This is a genomic window from Tabrizicola piscis (assembly GCF_003940805.1).
In the GTDB taxonomy this organism is placed as follows: domain Bacteria; phylum Pseudomonadota; class Alphaproteobacteria; order Rhodobacterales; family Rhodobacteraceae; genus Tabrizicola; species Tabrizicola piscis.
Genome location: NZ_CP034328.1, coordinates 1,181,559 through 1,196,527 on the forward strand (window position 1 = coordinate 1,181,559; position 14,969 = coordinate 1,196,527).

The following is a 14,969-nucleotide window of genomic DNA, read 5'->3' on the forward strand; positions in this document are numbered from 1 at the left end:
GGTTTAAACACGCGCTTGGTGACGCGCCAGTGACAATTTCTTCTCCTTGCGTGTTTTCGCCTAGGGCTTCAGCGCCGCGCGGGCCGCCATCGCCTCCATCGCCGCGGCAAGTTCGTGCCATGCCGTCCGCGCCATCGAACGGAAAACCATGATCTCGAACGCATAATCGCCGCTTCGCACGATCACGGCGTTCATGTGGTTCACCGGCGCGCGAAAAGCCCGGCCCACCGGGCAGGCCGAAAGCCGCAGGTCCAAGGGCACAAGCCGCGCCAGAACGTCGACCGCGCCAACACCTGACAGGGCCAGCACAGCCCAGCCATCGCTTTGGTCGGTGATCGCGGCACCTTCCAGCGCAGGGGCCTCTCCCCCCACAAGAAACGCCTGATCCCGCCCGGTCCAGATGATCCGCACGCCAGCCTTTTCGACGAACGCATTGGGTGCCGGGAAGGTCAGCCCAAGGCCCTTCAGCCCCTTCGCCACCGCCTTCGCCCCACCCGGCAGGATCGAGATGGACGTGATCGGTCCCACCGACACCTCGGCCAGGGTGACCCCGCCAAGTGTCAGGGGCGACTGCCCTTCAAGAGCGGATTTTGCAATCAGTTCAGGCACGCAGTTTCTCCCCCTCCGGGTCGTGGAAGACCGGGTTGCACACCTCACAGATCACGTCGAGGCCCCGCAGGTGGTCCACCAGACGCACGCGTTCCCCAATCCGCGCCCGCCCGTCCTTGAGGAACCCAAGGCCCAGCCAGGCCCCCACTGTCGGCGACCAGCCAACGCTGGTGACATAGCCCTGATCCGTCTCACGGTGGACTTCGGCCCCCGGGACAAACAGATGCGCGCCGGCGCTGATCGCCTCCGTGGCTTTCAGCCCGACAAGCTGTTCCCGCTCCGGCCCCCACATCCCCGGTCGCGTGGCGGCGGCCTTGCCGATGCAGTCCTTCTTGGCGCTGACCATCTTTTCCATGCCGATATCATGCGCGGTAACCCGACCGTGGATCTCGGCATGGGTGATGAAGCCCTTCTCGATCCGCAGGACGTTCAACGCCTCCATCCCGTAGGGTCCACCGCCCATCGTTTCGGCCCGCGCCACCAGATCGCGGAACAGCGCCTCGCCATAGCGGGTGGGAACAGCAAGTTCATAGCCCTCCTCGCCGGAGAAGCTGATCCGGAACAGGCGGCCATCCACCCCGCCAATCCGCACCGGGGCGACCCCCATGAAGGGCAGCTCAACCGGTGCCTCAAGGAATGAATTCACCAGCGCCCGGGCCTTCGGCCCTGCCACCGCAAACTGCGCCCAGCTTTCGGTGACGCTGATGAACCGCACCTGCCAGTCGGCGCAGAAGGCCTGATGCACGAAATCCAGATGCCGCATCACCAACCCCGCCGCTGCCGTGGTGGTGGTCATCAGGTACTGATCTTCCCCGAGGCGGGCGCTGGTGCCGTCATCCAGCACCAGCCCATCCTCGCGCAGCATCAGGCCATAGCGGACCCGACCAACAGGCAAGGTGCTGAAGGTGTTGGTATAGACGAAATCCAGGAAGCGCCCCGCATCCTTGCCCTGAATGTCGATCTTGCCCAGGGTTGACACATCCGCCACCCCCACGGCCTGCCGGACCATCATCACTTCCCGGTCACAAGCCTCACGCCAGGTCGTCTCGCCCGGCTTCGGGAAGTATGAGGGCCGGTACCACAGCCCCGCCTCGATCATCGGCGCGCCCCGGTCGCGGCTGGCCTGATCGCTGGTCAGAAACCGTTGCGGCGCGAACCCCTCGGCACGGCCCCCGGCCCCCATAGCGGCGATGGACACTGGCACAAAAGGCGGGCGGAAGGTCGTGACCCCCGTCTCCGGAATCCCCCGCCCCGTCGCATCGGCCAGCACAGCCAACGCCGCGACATTGGAGTTCTTGCCCTGATCCGGCGCCATACCTTGGGTGGTATAGCGCTTCATGTGCTCGACGCTGCGGAACCCCTCCTGCGCCGCCTGCTTCACGTCTTTCGTTGTCACGTCATTGGCAAAGTCCAGCCAGGCGCGCCCCTTCCCTTCGACCGCCCAGATCGACTTGATCCGGTAGGGCGCATCCTCCGCCGCCGGCAGATCGACACTGACCTTACGCCCCAGCGCCTCAACCGCGCGCAGCGCTGCCGCATGGCCGGTTGCCAGCGCACCATGGGTCGAGAATGACCCGTTCGCCGCCCCCACCGCCACCAGACCCGGCACCGCGCCTTCCATCGGCACGAAAGCCGCCAGATCCTCGTTCCACCTTGGCCGACCGTTCATGTGGCAGGTCAGATGGATCGTCGGGTTCCAGCCGCCCGACATCGCCAGACAATCCGTCTCGATCTCGAACGTCTCCGACCCCTTGCGCACCTGAATCGCCGAAAGCCCCAGCCGTCCGCGAGAGCCCACAACCTCGGCCCCCAGATGCACGGGGCAATCCTCGACCGCGCTGGCATCAGCGCGCGGGTCAATGATCGCCGCCACCTGGACGCCCGCCGCCATCAGATCGCGCGCCGTGGCCCGCGCCTGATCGGTGTTGGCGAACAGGGTCACCCGCTTGCCCGGGCTGACGCCGTAGCGGTTAAGGTAGGTCCGGACCGCGGATGCCATCATGATCCCCGGCCGATCGTTGTCTTCAAACGCCACCGCCCGCTCCAGCGCGCCCGATGCGAGCACTGCATGCCCCGCCACGATCCGCCAGAAACATTCGCGCGGCAGGTTGGGGCGCGCCGATTTGTGCAGCCCCACCCGCTCCAGCGCGCCATAGGTGCCGTGGTCATAGGCCCCGGTCACCGTCGTCCGCGCCATGATCCGCACATTCGGCAGCGCCGTCAGTTCCGCCACGACCTGCGCGACCCAGTCGCCTGCGGGCATGCCGTCAATGGTCCCGCCATCCGCCAGCAGACGCCCGCCGAGGGCATGGCTTTCCTCACACAGGATCACATCGGCCCCGGCCCGCCCCGCCGTCAGCGCCGCCATCAGCCCAGCCGGACCCGAGCCGATGACCAGCACATCACAAAACGCGAAGGCCTTTTCATAAACCCCCTCGTCATGCTTGCCAGACAGGCTTCCCAGCCCCGCCGCCCGCCGGATCAGCGGCTCATACAATCCTTCCCAGAACGCCCGCGGCCACATGAAGGTCTTGTAGTAGAACCCCGCGCTCAGAAAGGGCGAGAGGTAGTCATTCACCGCCAGCAGATCATACTTCAGCGACCCGAGGCGGTTCTGGCTCCGGCACTCCAGCCCCTCGAAGACTTCCTGCACCGTGGCGCGCACGTTCGGAGTCTGGTTCTTCGGACCCAGCACCTCGACCAGCGCATTCGGCTCTTCCGACCCGGCGGTCAGAATGCCCCTTGGCCGGTGATACTTGAACGACCGCCCGACCAGCCGCACATCGTTGGCCAGCAGCGCCGAGGCGACCGTATCCCCTTTGTAGCCCGCGTAATCCTTGCCGTCGAAGCGAAAACGGACCGGTTTCGTCCGGTCGATCAGCCCCTTGCCGTCAACCCTCATTTCGTCCTCTCCGCCACCAGCTTCACGCCGGAAATCTCATGCGTCACGGTATTCCGCGTGACGCACAGCCACTGCGCACACCCCGCCTCATGGTACCAAAGGTCCCGGGTCATCCCCGCCGGATTGTCCCGCAGATGCAGGTAGTTGTCCCAGTCCGCCAAGGGCGCGCCCTCCGCGGGGCGGTGCAGATAATCCTCCGCCCCATAATAGTAGAACTCCCGCCGATCCCGGTCACCGCAAAGGGGGCATTTCAGGCGCATGTCACTTCCCGCATTTTCTGTCCCCAAATATCCCCGCCGGAGGCTCCCACGGGTGCACCCACAAGGCCATGTCCGGCGCAAGCGCCTCCCCTCCCCTTTGTGGGGAGTTGATGGGGGTGGGGGGCCGCCGAAAGGTTTGCCGGGGTCAGTCTCATTCCATCCCTCAATGCAGGTTATGCTGGCTGCCGGTGCCTTCTTCGTCCAGAAGATGCCCCGTCGCAAAGCGGTCCAGCCGGAACTTGCGCGCCACCTCGTGGCTTTCCCCGGTCGCCATCAGATGCGCCATGCACCAGCCGCTGGCAGGCACCGCCTTGAAGCCCCCGTAGTTCCAACCGCAGTCGATGAACAGCCCGTCGATATGCGTCTTGTCGATGATGGGCGAGCCATCCGGCGACATGTCCATGATCCCGCCCCAACTGCGCAAGACCTTGGCCCGGCCGATCATCGGCATCAGGGTCATCCCGGCCTCCATCACATGTTCCACCATCGGCAGGTTGCCCCGCGACGCATAGGAGGCATAGAAATCCAGGTCGCCCCCGAACACGAGGCCCCCCTTGTCGGACTGGCTGATGTAGAAATGCCCCATCCCGAAGCTGACCACATGGTTGATGACCGGCTTAAGCCCCTCGGTGACAAAGGCCTGCAGGATGTGGCTTTCAATCGGCAACCGCATCCCCGCCATCGCCGCGACTTGTGAGGACCGCCCCGCCACGATGATCCCCACCTTTTTCGCCCGGATCGCCCCGCGCGTGGTCTGGACACCCACGACCTTGCCATTGGCAATGTCGATCCCCGTCACCTCGCAGTTCTGGATCAGGTCCACCCCACGCTGGTCCGCCCCACGCGCATAGCCCCAAGCCACCGCATCGTGCCGCGCTGACCCGCCCCGGGGATGCAACAGCCCGCCATAGATCGGGAACCGCGTCTGTTCGAAATCCAGATAGGGCAGATGCTCCCGCACCCCTTCGCGGTCCAGCAGGATCGCATCATCCCCCTGATTTATCATCGCATTGCCGCGCCGCACAAAGGCATCGCGCTGCCCGTCCGAATGGAACAGGTTGATCAGCCCGCGCTGCGAATGCATCACGTTGTAGTTGAGGTCGGCCTCCATCCCCTCCCACAGCTTCAGACTATGCGAGTAGAACTCGCTGTTGCCCGGCAGGAAGTAATTGGCGCGCACGATCGTCGTGTTCCGCCCGATGTTGCCCGACCCGATATGGCTCTTTTCCAGCACCGCGACATTGGTCAGCCCGTGGTTCTTGGCCAGATAATAGGCCGTTGCCAGCCCATGCCCGCCGCCACCGATGATGATCGCATCATATTCGGCCTTGGGCGCCGGGTCGCGCCAGGCCGGAGTCCAGCCCGCGTTGCCGAACAGCCCTTGGGTGATGACCTTCAGCCCGGAGTAGCGCATGGAAAATCCTCTTCTGTCGCAGGCATCAGACCGCGACACCCACGGTTATTCAAGACCGGCGAGCGATTTCCTGCCCTGCCTGCGACACTTGGTGTCGCAGGCAGGCTCTCGGCACCCTTCGGCTGCTGGAAAGAAACCGTTACAGGCCCTTCGACCGATAGGCGGACGCCACCCGGCTGATCGACACGATATAGGCCGCCACCCGCAGGTCCTCGACCCCCTCGCGCCCGTGCCAGACTTCGCGCATCGCCTGATAGGCCGTGCGCATCGTGTCATCGAGGCCCGAGCGTACCAGCGCCAGTTCGTCCGACCCGGTCAGGAACCGTTCCTTGAAATCGGGCGACAGCGTCCAGCCAAGGTGCTGGTCGGCGCTCAGACGCTCAAGTTCTTCGACGATCAGACGGCTGCGCGCCTCTTCCGCCCGGCGCTGCATCCGGCCAAAGCGGATGTGGGACAGGTTCTTCACCCATTCAAAATAGCTGACCGTGACGCCCCCCGCGTTGGCGTACATGTCCGGCACGATCACGCAGCCCTTTTGCCGCAGGATCTCGTCCGCGCCAAAGGTGATCGGGCCGTTCGCCGCCTCGATGATCAAGGGCGCCTTGATCCGCGCGGCATTGCCCAGATGGATCACGCCTTCCAGCGCGGCCGGGATCAAGAGGTCACACTCCGCCTCCAGCACCGCCGCCCCATCGGTGACATGCTCAGCGCCGGGATAGCCCGCCAGCAACCCGCCATGGCCGTTCATCCATTGCCGAACATCCTCGATGTCCAGCCCCTTGGGGTTCAGCAGCGCACCGTCGCGTTCGATCACCGCGATGACCTTGCAGCCGTCCTCCTCGCTCAGGAACTTGGCCGCGTGATAGCCCACGTTCCCAAGGCCTTGGACGATCACCCGCTTGCCCTCAAGGTCGCCCGTAAGGCCCGCCCGCGCCACATCCTCCTTGTGGCGGAAGAATTCCCGCAAGGCGTATTGCACCCCGCGCCCGGTCGCCTCGACCCGGCCTTGGATGCCGCCCGCGTGCGGGGGCTTCCCGGTCACGCAGGCCCGCGCGTTGATGTCGGTGGTGTTCATCCGCGCATATTGGTCAGCGATCCAGGCCATCTCACGCTCGCCCGTGCCCATGTCGGGGGCGGGCACGTTCTGCGCCGGGTGGATCAGGTCGCGCTTGATCAGCTCATAGGCGAAGCGCCGGGTGATCTGTTCCAGCTCATGGTCGTCCCATTGGCGCGGGTCGATGCACAGCCCGCCCTTCGATCCGCCGAACGGCGTCTCGACCAAGGCGCATTTGTAGGTCATCAGCGCCGCCAGCGCCTCAACCTCGTCCTGGTTGACCGACAGCGCATAGCGGATGCCGCCCTTTACCGGCTCCATATGTTCCGAATGCACCGACCGATAGCCGGTGAAGGTCTCGATCTTGCCGCGCAGCCGCACGCCGAAGCGCACCGTATAGGTCGAGTTGCAGACCCGGATCTTCTGTTCCAGGCCTGGACTCATATCCATCAGCTTTGCCGCCCGGTTGAACATCAGATCAACCGACTCGCGAAAGCTGGGCTCTCCGGTCACATGCATGGCGTCTCTCCCTCTCCGACACAGCGTCCTCCCGACGCCTTGGGTGGCACCCTAGCGCGCAAATCCCGGCTGTGAACCCACAGCCTGCACCCCAAAGCCGGATGCTTGCGCAAACACTGGCCGAAACCAGAGTGGCCAGGGACCGGCCGCGCACTTGCCGAAGGCCGAATCGGCGCGCACCGGCCCCTCGGCTATAGCAAGCTGACATGGCGAATCGGTTAACCCTGTACGGGTCGCCAAACCCGGCTTTGGGACCCCAAAAGTCAGAGGATTTGCCACATCCCGTGTCAAACCGACGGCAAAGCCCGCCCAATTGTTTCCTGAAACGCTGGTTTTTCCGCTGTTCCACAGCAAATGCCACACTTCCGCCAGAAGTTATGGCTTAATCAATTCCGGGAAATCCTGCCGTGCTGCGGGCTTGGCTGCCATTTGGGAAGGTTGCGATAATGCGTACACCGACAGTTATGTTGGTCCTAGGACGTGCAAGCGCTTCATTGAGACGTTTCCGGGACGATGAAGGTGGGTCGATGGCCTTGATCATCGTCTTCACGTTCCTTGCCATGATCATGTTTGGCGGCATCGCGGTCGACGTGATGCGCTTTGAAACCCGCCGTGTCACCATGCAGCAGACGCTGGACCGCGCGGCCCTCGCCTCTGCCAGCCTTGACCAGACCCGCACGCCCGAGCAGATCGCCGCGGACTGGTTTAACAAAGCCGGCATCGGCGAAGACCTTGCCATGGTCGATTTCAGCGCCCCTTCCGTCACCAGCCTTGCAGACGCAGGTCAGCGCCGGGTGACGATGTCGGCCAGCGTGCGGTCCTACAACTTCTTCATGGGCATCTATTCGAAGAACGACTATCTTGAAGGCCCGACCACGGCCGCTGCTGCCCAGGGCGTTTCCCAGATTGAGGTTATGCTGGTCCTCGACATCACCGGCTCGATGGGCGACCCCATCGGCGGTGGCAAATCGAAGATCCAGGCCCTGCGCGAGGCTGCGACCGACTTCGTCAATATCGTGAAGGCGAATGACACCAAGAATGGCGTGTCGATCGGCATGGTGCCCTATGCGGCCCAAGTCAACATTCCGGTCAATCTGCGCAATCAGTTCACGGCCTGGAACATTTCTACCTGGGACGGCGTCGCCAACGCAGGCGTGCCGAACATCGACTGCATGGAGCTTCCGACCACGTCCTATGGCGACACGGCTCTGTCGCAGACATCGCCCATCCGCATGTCAGCGGTGGCCGATTCCAACACCGGAACGACAACCAGTGACGCCTTCATCGCGCCCAGCGTGGGCGTGCCGAATGCCGGAACGCGCGCCTGCACGACCGTCCCCGACAACACCGCCACAGCGCGGAACGAAGCGACCGCCAACCAGATCGTCATGCCCACGAAGGACGGTGAAATTCTGAAGCAACGGATTGCTGGCCTTGTCGCCGCCGGCAACACGAACATCGCGATTGGCATGCGTTGGGGTGTGGGGCTGATCGACCAAGCTGCCCGCCCAATCTACACGGCCATTGGCGACCCTTCGGTTCTTGGCCGCCCGGCTGACAACAATTCGACCCAAACCCGCAAGATCATCATCCTGATGACGGATGGTACGCACGTCACGAACACCCACATCAAGGACAACTACAAGTCTGGCGCATCGCCAATCTGGCGCGGGACTGATGGCAACTATGCCATCCGTTTCTGGTCCGGCGGCACCGATCTGAACGACAACGCCCGTCCGACCAGCTGCATGGGCTGGACCATTCCGGCCAGTGCTGGCCGTGAGTTTTTCCTGCCGCACATGAAAGACACGCAGGAACGGGACCGGGGCACTGCGACAGCAACGAACGAAGGTCTTGGGACCGGGACGCTGAGAACCCTTGCAAACACCGGGTCATACAACTGCGACCCGAACTCGTGGATCGCGGCAGGCCCGGGCGGTGTGGTGCGCTGGCCGCATACCCAGGCGGACGGGTCGGATCCGGACGATGAACGGGACATTGTCCTCAACTCCTCCGGCCAGCCCGTCATGATCACGGCCACCCAGCTCGACTGGAGCGAGGTCTGGCGCTACCTGACGGTCAGCTATGTCACCCGGCAGCTTTACATGCGGTCCGGCGTATCGGGCACCTCAAACTACAACACCGTCATGGACCTGATGCGCGGCACCTACATGTCCAGTGTGAACAACCTGAACAGCCTGCTGCAACAGAACTGTGCCGCAGCCCGCGTCGCCGGGATCGAGATTTACGGCATCGCCTTCGCTGCTCCGGCTGGGGGCCAGGCCCAGATCAACGGTTGCGCCTCTGAACCGAAGATCACCTACTACTATAACGCCGCCGACAGCGCCGCCCTGACCGCTGCCTTCAACGAGATCGCGACCGACATCTCGGATCTGAGGCTGACCCAATGATGGCAATGCGGACTTTCCTTGCCGACGAACGGGGCACGGCCACGATCGAATTCGTGTTGCTGGTGCCGATCATCCTGACGATCTTCTTCGCGTCGTTCGAAAGCAGCTTCTACATGATCCGGTCGGTGATGCTGGAACGCAGCGTCGACATCGTGGTGCGCGACATCCGTCTTGGCAACCTGGACAATATTGACCACAGCGACCTGAAGGAGCTGTTTTGCGAAACCTCCGCGCTGGTGGCAAATATCGCCGATTGCGTTGACGCCATGGCCGTCTGGATGCAGCCAATCAATACCGCGACCTTCGCCATGGTTGCGCCGCCACGCTATTGCGTCGACCGCGATGAAGATATCATTCTGGAACCGACGCCGGGGGAATTCGCCTATGGGTCGGACAACGACATCATGCTTCTGCGGATCTGCCTGAAAGAGGAACCGATGTTCCCCACAACGATCATCGGCGCAGGTCTGATGGAAGGCGGCGAAGACGACGGCAGCTATGCCATCGTGGTCACTTCTGTCTTTGTTAACGAACCCGGGTGAGGGAAAAGATGAACCGCCTCCGTACAAGCCTGCGTGACTTTGCCCGGGACGAAAGCGGCGTCATGCTGGCTGAGTTCCTCATGCTGTTTCCGCTTCTCGTCTGGGGGTTCATCGCGCTTGTCGTGTACTGGGATGTGTTCCGCACGATCAACGTGACCCAGAAAGCCGCCTATTCGATTTCGGACCTTCTGTCCCGGCAGGAACTGGTGACCGAAGATTTCGTCGCGGGGCTGCAGAACGTGCTGGATTTCCTGACCCCCGGCGCGCCGCAATCGCGGATGCGGATCACCAGCTTCGAGTTTCTTGAGAATGCGCCGGAAGGCACTCCGACCGGCTGGGGCGATGATGAATATGTCCTGCTGTGGTCGCGCGCCTCGGGTGGAGGCGGCATTGCTCCCTACACCGAAGACGAGATTCAGGATCTGCGCGATTTCATCCCGCTCTTGGACAACGGGCAGTCCGCGCTGATCGTCGAAACCTGGGTCGACTATGTTCCCCGCTTCGATATCGGCGTGCTGAACTTCGCGCCCGGCATTTCCGACCAGACCTTCACCCAGTTCATCGTGACCTATCCACGCCGTCGCCGGGTCTGTCTTGAAGACACGGACACCTGCGTCTGACGCCGGCGGCCACCATGCCCCTGAGTCAACCGCCGCAGTCTTTGCGGGGCTTTCGTCTGGCACCCCCTGCAACCGCGCTTGTGCTGCTGGTCGCGGCTCTAGGCCTTGCTGGCTGTGACCGGGCCGAGACATCGGCGCAGGGTTACCCCAGTCTTGAGCCCTTGGACAAGCTGCTGGCCGAGGCCGATGGCGCCTTCTCCGGTCCGATCCCTGACTAGGATGCCTGATGGCGTTGCACCCCGCCCGGCTTCCGGCTAACAGACGACTGCCCGTAACCAGCCCGAAGGTCGTCCCATGTCAGCCGCTGCTCCCTTGCGTCTTGGCCTTGCCGGTCTTGGAACCGTGGGCATCGGTGTGGTCAAGATCGTCCAGGCCCAGGCCGACCTGATCACCGCCCGCACCGGCCGCGCCGTGACCATCTCGGCCGTTTCGGCCCGGGACCCGCAAAAGAATCGTGACGCCGATCTGTCGGCCTATGCTTGGGAAACCGACCCCGTGGCGCTGGCCCGGCGTCCCGACATCGACGTCTTCGTCGAGGTGATGGGCGGCCACGATGGACCGGCCAAGGCCGCCACCGAAGCGGCCCTTGCAGCGGGCAAGGATGTGGTCACCGCCAACAAGGCGCTGCTCGCACACCACGGCCAGGCCCTTGCCGAAGCGGCCGAGGCGCAGGGCCGCGTCATCCGGTTCGAGGCCGCCGTCGCCGGGGGCATTCCCGTCATCAAGGCCCTGACCGAAGGCCTTGCCGGCAACCGGATGAAGCGTGTGATGGGCGTGATGAACGGCACCTGCAACTATATCCTGACCCGGATGCAATCCGCAGGCCTGCCCTATGACACCGTGTTCGAAGAGGCGCGCCAGCTGGGCTATCTTGAGGCGGACCCCAACCTCGACGTCGGCGGCATCGACGCCGGGCACAAGCTGTCGCTCCTTGCCGCCATCGCCTTTGGCACCCGCGTCAGCTTTGACGCCGTGGAACTGGAAGGCATCGGCAACGTCTCGATCGACGACATCCGCCTGGCCGAGGATATGGGCTACCGCATCAAGCTTCTCGGCGTGGCGCAGATGACCGGACGGGGGCTGGAACAGCGGATGACCCCGTGCCTTGTCCCCTCCGCCTCGCCCTTGGGTCAGCTGCAGGGCGGCACCAACATGGTCGTGCTGGAAGGTGACAGCGTCGGCCAGATCGTCCTGCGCGGCCCCGGTGCGGGCATGGGCCCCACGGCCAGCGCCGTCATGGCCGACGTGATCGACATCGCCCGTGGCCTGCGCCTGCCGACCTTCGGCATCCCGGCCACACAGCTGGCCCAGCCCACCGCCGCAAGCTCTGCCACCCCCGCACCCTACTACCTGCGGATGACGCTGCTCGACAAACCCGGCGCGCTGGCGAAGATCGCCACCTGCCTGGGTGAGGCGGGCATTTCGATCGACCAGATGCGCCAGTTGCACCGCCCGGATGACGCCGCACAGAACGCCATCGTCCTGATCGTCACCCACAAGGCCGCCCCGGCCGACGTGGCCCACGCCCTGTCCCAGTTCGGGCCGACCGGCGTTCTTGTCGGCACACCCGTCGCGATCCGGATCGAAGAGGTCTGACCGCGCGCCATCGCCTCATTCGGTCGGGACGACAAGCCGATGCGCCCTGTTAGCGTCACCACGCTTGCTCCGCCGCAGGCCCCCCGCTACACCGTGCCAAACGGGGGGAACCACATGTCCGAAAAGTCGCAATTCCAGGACCGGCTTCTCAGCCTCGGCCTCGGCCGGGTGTCCGAGGCCGCCGCCCTCGCCTCTGCCAGCCTCATCGGGCGCGGCGATGAAAAGGCCGCCGATCAGGCCGCCGTCAACGCCATGCGCGACCAGTTGAACCTGCTCGACATCAAGGGCGTCGTCGTCATCGGCGAGGGGGAGCGGGACGAAGCCCCGATGCTGTATATCGGCGAGGAAGTCGGCACCGGCAACGGCCCCGCCGTCGACATCGCGCTTGATCCGCTGGAAGGCACCACCCTGACTGCCAAGGACATGCCGAACGCCTTGACCGTCATCGCGATGGCCCCCCGCGGCACGCTCCTCCACGCCCCCGACGTCTACATGGACAAGCTTGCCATCGGGCCCGGCATGAAGCCCGGCACCGTGACCCTGTCCATGACCCCGTCCGAACGGGTCTCCGCCCTCGCCGCCGCCAAGGGCTGCTCGACCGAAGACATTACCGTCTGCGTCCTTGACCGTCCGCGCCACGAAGACATGATCGCGGAACTTCGCTCCACCGGTGCTGCGATCCGCCTCATCACCGACGGCGATGTCGCGGGCGTCATGCACTGCGCCGAGCCCGAGATTACCGGCATCGACATGTATATGGGCTCCGGTGGCGCACCCGAAGGGGTGTTGGCCGCCGCCGCGCTGAAATGCATGGGCGGGCAGTTCTACGGCAAACTTCTGTTCCGCAACGAAGATGAAAAAGCCCGGGCCAGAAAAGCCGGCATCACCAATTTCGACCGCGTCTACACCCGTGACGACCTTGTCCGCTCCGACGTGATCTTCGCCGCGACGGGCGTCACCAGCGGGTCTCTGCTTGCCGGGATCAAACGGGAACCGGGCTGGATCACACTGGAAACCATCCTGATGCGGTCCAAAAGCGGCTCCATCCGCCGGATGACCTACCGCAGCCCGGTCAAATAGCTGGGACCAACCTGCCATCCAATCCGCTGAAAAACGGAGCCGGTGAGGCAGAAATACGCGGCTTGGTTCGCCCAACTTGGGGCGGCTTCACAACGACCGAAACCGCTCACCACGCAAGGCCCTTGATCTGACGGCATTTTGAGGGGAAATTGACCCTTAATGACAAGGCCACTTGGGGATTGTCATTAACGGAATATCGCACCATGCTTGGCAGACTGTTCGTTCTTGCTTCATATCTGGCAATTGCCGCCTTGATGGCTGCTCCGGCAGCTGCGTATACGCTGTCCGCAGGTGGATCAAAGTTTTGCGCAATAGATGAATCGGTTTGCTTTGAAGACGTGTCCAATATCCTCCACCTTCCCGACCTGACCGGCGAAAGAATTGAGTACAAGGGTCAGACTTGGTCTATTTCCTGGGGTGACGCAAACGGAAACCTTTGGCCAGACTTGTACTTGAACCACCATACGGAAAGAAGCACGAATAATCGTTTCCCAACATCCCACCTGATATACGATCTCGGCAAGAACCCGGAAACGTGGGAATTTCTTGAACTTGGGAATGGGGACCAGCACTCAGCCTTGTTCATTGATCTCGATATGGATGGAAACGAGGAAATCTTTGAACTGATCGGCGGCATGTCGGGAACGGCAGCGTTCGGCGATAGGAATTCGATGAGCGTGATCCACAAACTTGACAGGGATCCAGTTTCGGATTCAGAATCGGTAGAAGGGGCTATTGAAACTGGATTAGCCTATCCTGGGGCCCGAGGGCGGTATGCCCTACCCATAGTCCGCAATGGCGAACTGAGTTTGCTGCTGATCAACGCACCGCGAAAGGATGGTTTGGCGGGCACCGCACTTTTTCGTCGTACCGTGTCAGGAACATTTGTTCGCGACGAAAGTGTTTTTACCACAACCGAATGTACTTTGCCGGGGCTCTGCAAGGATGTTGAGTTCAATATTGGCAGCTATGGTGAAGCTAAAGCATTTCATGCCAATGATGATAACCTTGTCGATCTGTTTTTCTATGGACGGGGAAGCACGAATCCCGGCCGCCTCTTCCTTGCGTCGGTAGATGCAGAAGGAAACCATTCCTACAGAAATTCTGGTGGCTTCATAGTAGACAGTAACGATATCTCTGTTTCTGACTTCAACAACGATGGAAATTTCGAACTGATTTATGCAAACAGTAATGGCATCAACTTTGTGAGCTTTAATGGCGACAATGTTCTTGGCGGAATGATACCAAGTGAGAAACGGATCCCAGTTGGACTTGTCACGGGCGATCTCAACAACGACAAATATTTGGATATTGTGGTATACTACAGAGCTGCAAATGATGGACCGTTTAATGTCTCAGTTCTGATGAATGATGGAAGTGGAGGATTCTCCGAAAGTGAGTTCGTAGATGAGAAGAACACGGGAGATGCCAGAAATGTTTCAATTGCTGATTATGACCTGGATGGTGCTCTCGATCTCATTTTTTCGGATGGGCGGGGTGATGTCGAAGAAGCCAAAGCATATGGCGGCTACACCCTTCTGAAGGGGATGACCAAGAACAATTGGCTACAAGTGGATTTGGTGGATCCGCAAATGCTGCGCGGACTTGGCGCACGCGTGACGGTCACAACAAGCGATGGGACTAGAATGCTACGGGGTCAATACTCTGGCGTCCACTCAGAAGTACAGGACTTCAAGAGACTCCATTTCGGATTGGGCGACTCCACGGAAGTTACGGTTCTCGTCAAATGGGCAGACGGGACCGAGACGGTCGTGGATAGGGTCAAGGCCAATCAGATCATTTCCGTTGCGCAGTAGACTTGAACGGCAGCCAAGGGCCCGGAGCAGCCACCTCTCAGTTGCTCACACTCCCGATCCACCCCGTTTTTCGACCCTTGAATGCCCGTCCGTCGGTCTTTCCACAGCCCCCAACCCTTACCATTTCCTTAACGCCCACAACCAA

The 14,969-nt window shown here is 62.4% G+C and carries 12 protein-coding genes; 7 read left to right on the top strand and 5 right to left on the bottom strand.

The window, feature by feature from the left end; all coding sequences use genetic code 11:
- Positions 1-60: 60 nt before the first annotated feature.
- The 5 genes from EI545_RS05635 to EI545_RS05655 all read right to left on the bottom strand — a co-directional run bounded on the left by EI545_RS05635 (position 61) and on the right by EI545_RS05655 (position 6,758).
- Positions 61-609: a sarcosine oxidase subunit gamma gene (locus EI545_RS05635; RefSeq protein WP_125324562.1), complete on the bottom strand. Its 549-nt coding sequence runs from the start codon at positions 607-609 to the stop codon at positions 61-63.
- On the bottom strand, positions 602-3,511 hold the full coding sequence (locus EI545_RS05640) for a sarcosine oxidase subunit alpha family protein (RefSeq protein ID WP_125324563.1): 2,910 nt from the start codon (positions 3,509-3,511) through the stop codon (positions 602-604). The genes EI545_RS05635 and EI545_RS05640 overlap by 8 nt, the downstream gene beginning before the upstream one ends.
- Entirely contained in the window at positions 3,508-3,771 is a 264-nt protein-coding gene (locus tag EI545_RS05645; RefSeq protein ID WP_125324564.1) for a sarcosine oxidase subunit delta, read from the bottom strand. The genes EI545_RS05640 and EI545_RS05645 overlap by 4 nt, the downstream gene beginning before the upstream one ends.
- A gap of 163 nt (positions 3,772-3,934) precedes the next feature.
- Entirely contained in the window at positions 3,935-5,185 is a 1,251-nt protein-coding gene (locus tag EI545_RS05650) for a sarcosine oxidase subunit beta family protein (protein ID WP_125324565.1), read from the bottom strand.
- A gap of 139 nt (positions 5,186-5,324) precedes the next feature.
- The gene (locus tag EI545_RS05655; protein ID WP_125324566.1) at positions 5,325-6,758 is read right to left on the bottom strand and encodes a Glu/Leu/Phe/Val family dehydrogenase; all 1,434 of its coding nucleotides are present in this window, start codon (positions 6,756-6,758) and stop codon (positions 5,325-5,327) included.
- A 527-nt stretch (positions 6,759-7,285) separates the two neighbouring features.
- Between EI545_RS05655 and EI545_RS05660 the strand changes: the two genes are divergently transcribed.
- From EI545_RS05660 to EI545_RS05690, 7 genes are all read left to right on the top strand, one after another.
- On the top strand, positions 7,286-9,169 hold the full coding sequence (locus EI545_RS05660) for a TadE/TadG family type IV pilus assembly protein (RefSeq protein WP_164517227.1): 1,884 nt from the start codon (positions 7,286-7,288) through the stop codon (positions 9,167-9,169).
- A gap of 5 nt (positions 9,170-9,174) precedes the next feature.
- Positions 9,175-9,711 carry a TadE/TadG family type IV pilus assembly protein gene (locus tag EI545_RS05665; protein ID WP_164517228.1) on the top strand — a complete coding sequence of 179 codons (537 nt, stop codon included), beginning with the start codon at positions 9,175-9,177 and terminating at the stop codon, positions 9,709-9,711.
- Between the two features lie 8 nt (positions 9,712-9,719).
- A complete protein-coding gene (locus tag EI545_RS05670; protein WP_125324569.1) occupies positions 9,720-10,331 on the top strand; it encodes a TadE/TadG family type IV pilus assembly protein in 612 nt (203 codons plus the stop codon).
- 14 nt (positions 10,332-10,345) lie between these two features.
- Positions 10,346-10,549 (top strand): hypothetical protein, encoded by a 204-nt coding sequence (locus EI545_RS05675; RefSeq protein ID WP_125324570.1) that lies wholly within the window; start codon positions 10,346-10,348, stop codon positions 10,547-10,549.
- 76 nt (positions 10,550-10,625) lie between these two features.
- On the top strand, positions 10,626-11,927 hold the full coding sequence (locus EI545_RS05680) for a homoserine dehydrogenase (protein WP_125324571.1): 1,302 nt from the start codon (positions 10,626-10,628) through the stop codon (positions 11,925-11,927).
- Between the two features lie 114 nt (positions 11,928-12,041).
- On the top strand, positions 12,042-13,007 hold the full coding sequence (glpX, locus tag EI545_RS05685; protein WP_125327257.1) for a class II fructose-bisphosphatase: 966 nt from the start codon (positions 12,042-12,044) through the stop codon (positions 13,005-13,007).
- Between the two features lie 149 nt (positions 13,008-13,156).
- The gene (locus tag EI545_RS05690; RefSeq protein ID WP_125324572.1) at positions 13,157-14,824 is read left to right on the top strand and encodes a CRTAC1 family protein; all 1,668 of its coding nucleotides are present in this window, start codon (positions 13,157-13,159) and stop codon (positions 14,822-14,824) included.
- The last annotated feature ends 145 nt before the right edge of the window (positions 14,825-14,969 follow it).

Coding starts and splice junctions, on each gene's coding strand:
- EI545_RS05645 (WP_125324564.1), bottom strand. CDS start 3,771: ATGCGCCTGAAATGCCCCCTTTGCGGTGACCGGGATCGGCGGGAGTTC.
- glpX (WP_125327257.1), top strand. CDS start 12,042: ATGTCCGAAAAGTCGCAATTCCAGGACCGGCTTCTCAGCCTCGGCCTC.
- EI545_RS05680 (WP_125324571.1), top strand. CDS start 10,626: ATGTCAGCCGCTGCTCCCTTGCGTCTTGGCCTTGCCGGTCTTGGAACC.
- EI545_RS05670 (WP_125324569.1), top strand. CDS start 9,720: ATGAACCGCCTCCGTACAAGCCTGCGTGACTTTGCCCGGGACGAAAGC.
- EI545_RS05640 (WP_125324563.1), bottom strand. CDS start 3,511: ATGAGGGTTGACGGCAAGGGGCTGATCGACCGGACGAAACCGGTCCGT.
- EI545_RS05650 (WP_125324565.1), bottom strand. CDS start 5,185: ATGCGCTACTCCGGGCTGAAGGTCATCACCCAAGGGCTGTTCGGCAAC.
- EI545_RS05655 (WP_125324566.1), bottom strand. CDS start 6,758: ATGCATGTGACCGGAGAGCCCAGCTTTCGCGAGTCGGTTGATCTGATG.
- EI545_RS05675 (WP_125324570.1), top strand. CDS start 10,346: ATGCCCCTGAGTCAACCGCCGCAGTCTTTGCGGGGCTTTCGTCTGGCA.
- EI545_RS05660 (WP_164517227.1), top strand. CDS start 7,286: ATGGCCTTGATCATCGTCTTCACGTTCCTTGCCATGATCATGTTTGGC.
- EI545_RS05665 (WP_164517228.1), top strand. CDS start 9,175: ATGCGGACTTTCCTTGCCGACGAACGGGGCACGGCCACGATCGAATTC.